This is a genomic window from Mycobacterium sp., assembly GCF_035633495.1.
Classification (GTDB): Bacteria; Actinomycetota; Actinomycetes; order Mycobacteriales; family Mycobacteriaceae; genus Mycobacterium.
Genome location: NZ_DASQEU010000087.1, coordinates 1 through 3,634, shown reverse-complemented (window position 1 = coordinate 3,634; position 3,634 = coordinate 1). Strand labels below are relative to the sequence as shown.

At 67.5% G+C, this 3,634-nt stretch carries 4 protein-coding genes; 3 read left to right on the top strand and 1 reads right to left on the bottom strand.

Annotated elements, in window-relative coordinates:
* Positions 1-252: reverse transcriptase domain-containing protein (locus tag VET27_RS13540; protein ID WP_526518872.1), on the bottom strand; the 252-nt coding region annotated here is incomplete at its 3' end.
* Positions 253-483: 231 nt separating this feature from the next.
* On the opposite strand from VET27_RS13540, the gene VET27_RS13535 reads away from it, so the two are divergent.
* From VET27_RS13535 to VET27_RS13525, 3 genes are read left to right on the top strand one after another with little or no spacing between them, the layout of a single operon-like run.
* Entirely contained in the window at positions 484-1,695 is a 1,212-nt protein-coding gene (locus VET27_RS13535; protein WP_526518870.1) for a tyrosine-type recombinase/integrase, read from the top strand.
* The gene (locus tag VET27_RS13530; RefSeq protein ID WP_526518868.1) at positions 1,692-2,618 is read left to right on the top strand and encodes a tyrosine-type recombinase/integrase; all 927 of its coding nucleotides are present in this window, start codon (positions 1,692-1,694) and stop codon (positions 2,616-2,618) included. Before VET27_RS13535 ends, VET27_RS13530 begins: the two co-directional genes overlap by 4 nt.
* Complete coding sequence (locus VET27_RS13525) at positions 2,615-3,604, top strand: tyrosine-type recombinase/integrase (RefSeq protein ID WP_526518865.1); 990 nt, start codon at positions 2,615-2,617, stop codon at positions 3,602-3,604. Before VET27_RS13530 ends, VET27_RS13525 begins: the two co-directional genes overlap by 4 nt.
* Positions 3,605-3,634 lie beyond the last annotated feature (30 nt).

Sequence of the window (3,634 nt, the reverse complement as noted above, 5' to 3'; positions counted from 1 at the left end):
CAGTCGCGGACGAAACGTGTACCCCAGGAACGTGAACGACGTGACCTCATGATCGTCACGCCGGTCCGCGTCCTGGCAGTACACCACGTGGGTCTTGTCCGGATGAAGCTCCAGACCGACCGACGCCAGTCGCTCCGCGAGAGCATCCCGCACCTGACGGGCCTGCTCCTCGCTGCCGCAGTGAATCACCGCATCATCGCAGTAGCGTTCGAACGTGACGCCCGGGAATTCCCGGACCAGCCACATATCCATCGCATAGTCGGGTCGCCCCGGGGATTTTCACCCCGAGGCTCCCACGGAACCGGTTATGTTGAGATCCACATAAGTGGTTGTATGTCCAGCCCACGATTATGTTGAGGCGGCGCTCGGGGTGCGCGGATGTGCTTGGTGGGTGGGGTTTCTGGTGGTGACGCGCTCAACATAATCGTGGCTGTCGATCGATGCTCGTTGGATTCGTGTTCTGCGATCCGACTGGAGGCAGCGATGGGCAGGCGGGTGTGGGTTCCGGTGGTGTCGGGGCCGTTGGCGCCGTTCGCGGCGGGGTTCGAGTCGTGGTTGAGGTCTCGGGCGTACTCGCCCTCGGCGGCGGCGGACCGGGTGTATCAGTTCGATCAGCTCAGTCGTTGGCTCCAGCGGGAGGGCCTTGGTGCCGGGGAGCTGACCGGTGAGCAGGCCGAGCGGTTCGCCGCGGCGCGGCGGGCGGCGGGTTTGGTGACGTGGGCCGCTCCGCGTAGCGCGATGCTGCCGGTGGGGTATCTGCGTGGCCTGGGGGTGGCGCCGCCGCCGGTGCCGGTCGTCGCGCAGGGGCCGCTGCAAGAGTTGCTCGCGGATTATCGCCGCTATCTGTCGATCGAGCGTGGACTGTCCGATCACACCGTGTTCGATGCGTACGAGCCGGCCGCGCGGCTGTTCCTGACAGCGGTCGGGGCGAACCGGCAGGTGAACCTGGACCAGCTCTGCGCGGCGCAGGTGACCTCGTTCCTGGCCAAGGAATGCCCGAAGCGCAGCGTGTCCGGGGCACGGGACCTGGTGTGCGCGTTGCGGTCGTTGCTGCGGTACCTGCACGTGGCTGGGCTGATCGAGGCTCCGTTGGTGTGGGCGGTCCCTTCGGTCGCCGATCTGCGTGATCGCAGTCTGCCGCGCGGTCTTGAGCCCGCCGCGGTCAACAGGCTGCTGGCCAGCTGTGATCGGCGCCGGCTGGTCGGCCGCCGCGATTACGCGATCCTGTTGCTGTTGTCGCGGCTGGGGCTGCGTGCCGGGGAGGTCGCCGCGATACGCCTGGACGACGTCGACTGGCGCCGGGGCGAACTGCTGGTGCACGGCAAGGGCAACCGGCAGGACATGTTGCCGTTGCCGGTCGATGTGGGCGAGGCAATGGTGTCCTACCTTCGCCGCCGCCCGTGCTGCGAGGCCCGGGCACTGTTCCTGCGGGTGACCGCCCCGCGGGTCGGGATGGACCGCTGCACGGTGGCCTGGGTGGTGCGCGCTGCGTGCGACCGGGCAGGGCTGGCCCGGGTGGGCGCGCACCGTCTGCGGCACACGGCCGCCACACAGATGCTCAGGGCGGGCGCGTCGCTGGCCGAGATCGGCCAGGTACTGCGCCACCGGGAGCAGAAGACGACCACGATTTACGCGAAGGTCGACCGGAAAGCGCTGCGGCCGCTGGCGCGTCCGTGGCCAGGGGGTGCGGCATGACCCGCGTGCGGGCAGCGATGGAGGACTATCTGCGGATCCGTCGTCGTCTCGGGTTCGAGATGCCCCAGGACTGGCGGCTGCTGGAAGGTTTCGTCGATTTCCTCGAGCAGGCGGGCGCGGAGAGAATCACCACCGAGCTGGCACTTGACTGGGCGCGGAAACCCGCGGACGCGCACCCGCACTACTGGCGGCAGCGGCTCACGGTCGCACGTGGGTTCGCCCGCCATCTCGCGACGATCGACCCCACCAGCGAGGTTCCCTCCACGGACCTGCTCCCCGGGCACCGACCCCGGATCGCCCCGTACATCTACGCCGACAGCGAGATCGCCGCACTGATCGACGCCGCCCGCGGGCTCAAACCGCCGTTACGCGCGGCGCGTCATGTCACGCTGATCGGTTTGCTGGCCGTCACCGCCATGCGCCCTGGGGAAGCGGTTGCCCTTGACCGTGACGACGTCGATCTGCGGCACGGGGTGATCCACGTCCGCGCGGGCAAGCAGAAAAAGCAGCGCGAGGTCCCGCTGCACGCAAGCACGGTCAGCGCGTTACGCGACTACACCCGGCTGCGCGACACCAGCTTTCCGACACCCTCAACGCCGGCGTTCTTCATCTCCGCGCGAGGTGGGCGGATGGCCCGTTCCGAGCTCAACCAGACGTTCACCACGCTGATCCGCGAGGTCGGTCTGGAGGGCCGCGGCGCCCGCCGCCGCCCGAGGCCGCATGATCTCCGGCACACGATGGCGGTGCGGACGCTGCTGGGCTGGCTCCAGGCAGGCGAGGATGTCGACCAGCGGATGCCATTGCTGTCAACGTATCTCGGTCACGTCGACCCCGCCAGCACGTACTGGTACCTGGAGGCGGTGCCCGAGCTGCTCGAAGTGATCAGCCGACGCCTGGAGCAGCTGCCGGAGACACTGGCATGACCCTGCTCGCGCCGGCGCTGCAAGCATTTTTCACCGACCGGCTGATCACCCAACGCAATTCCAGCCCCCAGACCATCGCCGCCTACCGCGACACGTTCAGACTGCTGCTCACCTTCGCGCAGCGACAGACCGGCAAGCAGCCGTTCCAGTTGGACATCGACGATCTCGACGCGCCGCTGATCGGCGCGTTCCTCACCCATCTCGAAAAGGAACGCGGCAACAGCCCCAGGACCCGCAACGCAAGACTCGGGGCGATCCACTCGTTCTACCGCTTCGCCGCGCTCGGACATCCCGAGCACGCCCACACGATCGCGCGGGTGATGGCGATCCCGACCAAACGCCATGAACGCAACACCGTCTCCTACCTCGACCTCAACGAGATCAAAGCGCTGCTGTCCGCGCCCGACCCGACCACCTGGCTCGGTCGGCGCGACCACGCGCTGCTGCTGCTCATGATCCAGACCGGGGTCCGCGTCTCAGAACTGGTCGGCCTGCGCGTCAGCGACATCCACCTCGGTATCGGCCCCCATATCAAAGTCACCGGGAAAGGACGGAAAAAGCGCGCGACCCCACTGACCAAAGAAACCGTTGCGACCCAACGCCGATGGCTCACCGAACGCCGCGGCAATCCGGACGACCCACTGTTCCCGACCCGCCCGGGCCGGCCACTGAGCCGCTACACGGTCGGGTTGCTGGTCTCCAAGCACGCCGCCACCGCGGCAGTCAGCTGCCCGTCCCTGACATCAAAGCGAGTGACCCCACACGTGCTGCGGCATACCAACGCCATGCTTTTACGGGCCAAGCAGGTCGACATTGCCACTATCGCTTTGTGGCTCGGCCATGAGAGCACCCAGACCACCCATATCTACGAACACGCCGACAGCGCGCTCAAGGAACGAGCGATCGCCCGGACCGCGCCGCTCGGCGCCAAACCCGGCCGATACCGACCGTCGGACACACTACTCGCCTTCCTCGAAACCCTCTGATTATGTTGAGCGTGCCACCACGAGAAACCC

Coding starts and splice junctions, on each gene's coding strand:
- VET27_RS13525 (WP_526518865.1), top strand. CDS start 2,615: ATGACCCTGCTCGCGCCGGCGCTGCAAGCATTTTTCACCGACCGGCTG.
- VET27_RS13535 (WP_526518870.1), top strand. CDS start 484: ATGGGCAGGCGGGTGTGGGTTCCGGTGGTGTCGGGGCCGTTGGCGCCG.
- VET27_RS13530 (WP_526518868.1), top strand. CDS start 1,692: ATGACCCGCGTGCGGGCAGCGATGGAGGACTATCTGCGGATCCGTCGT.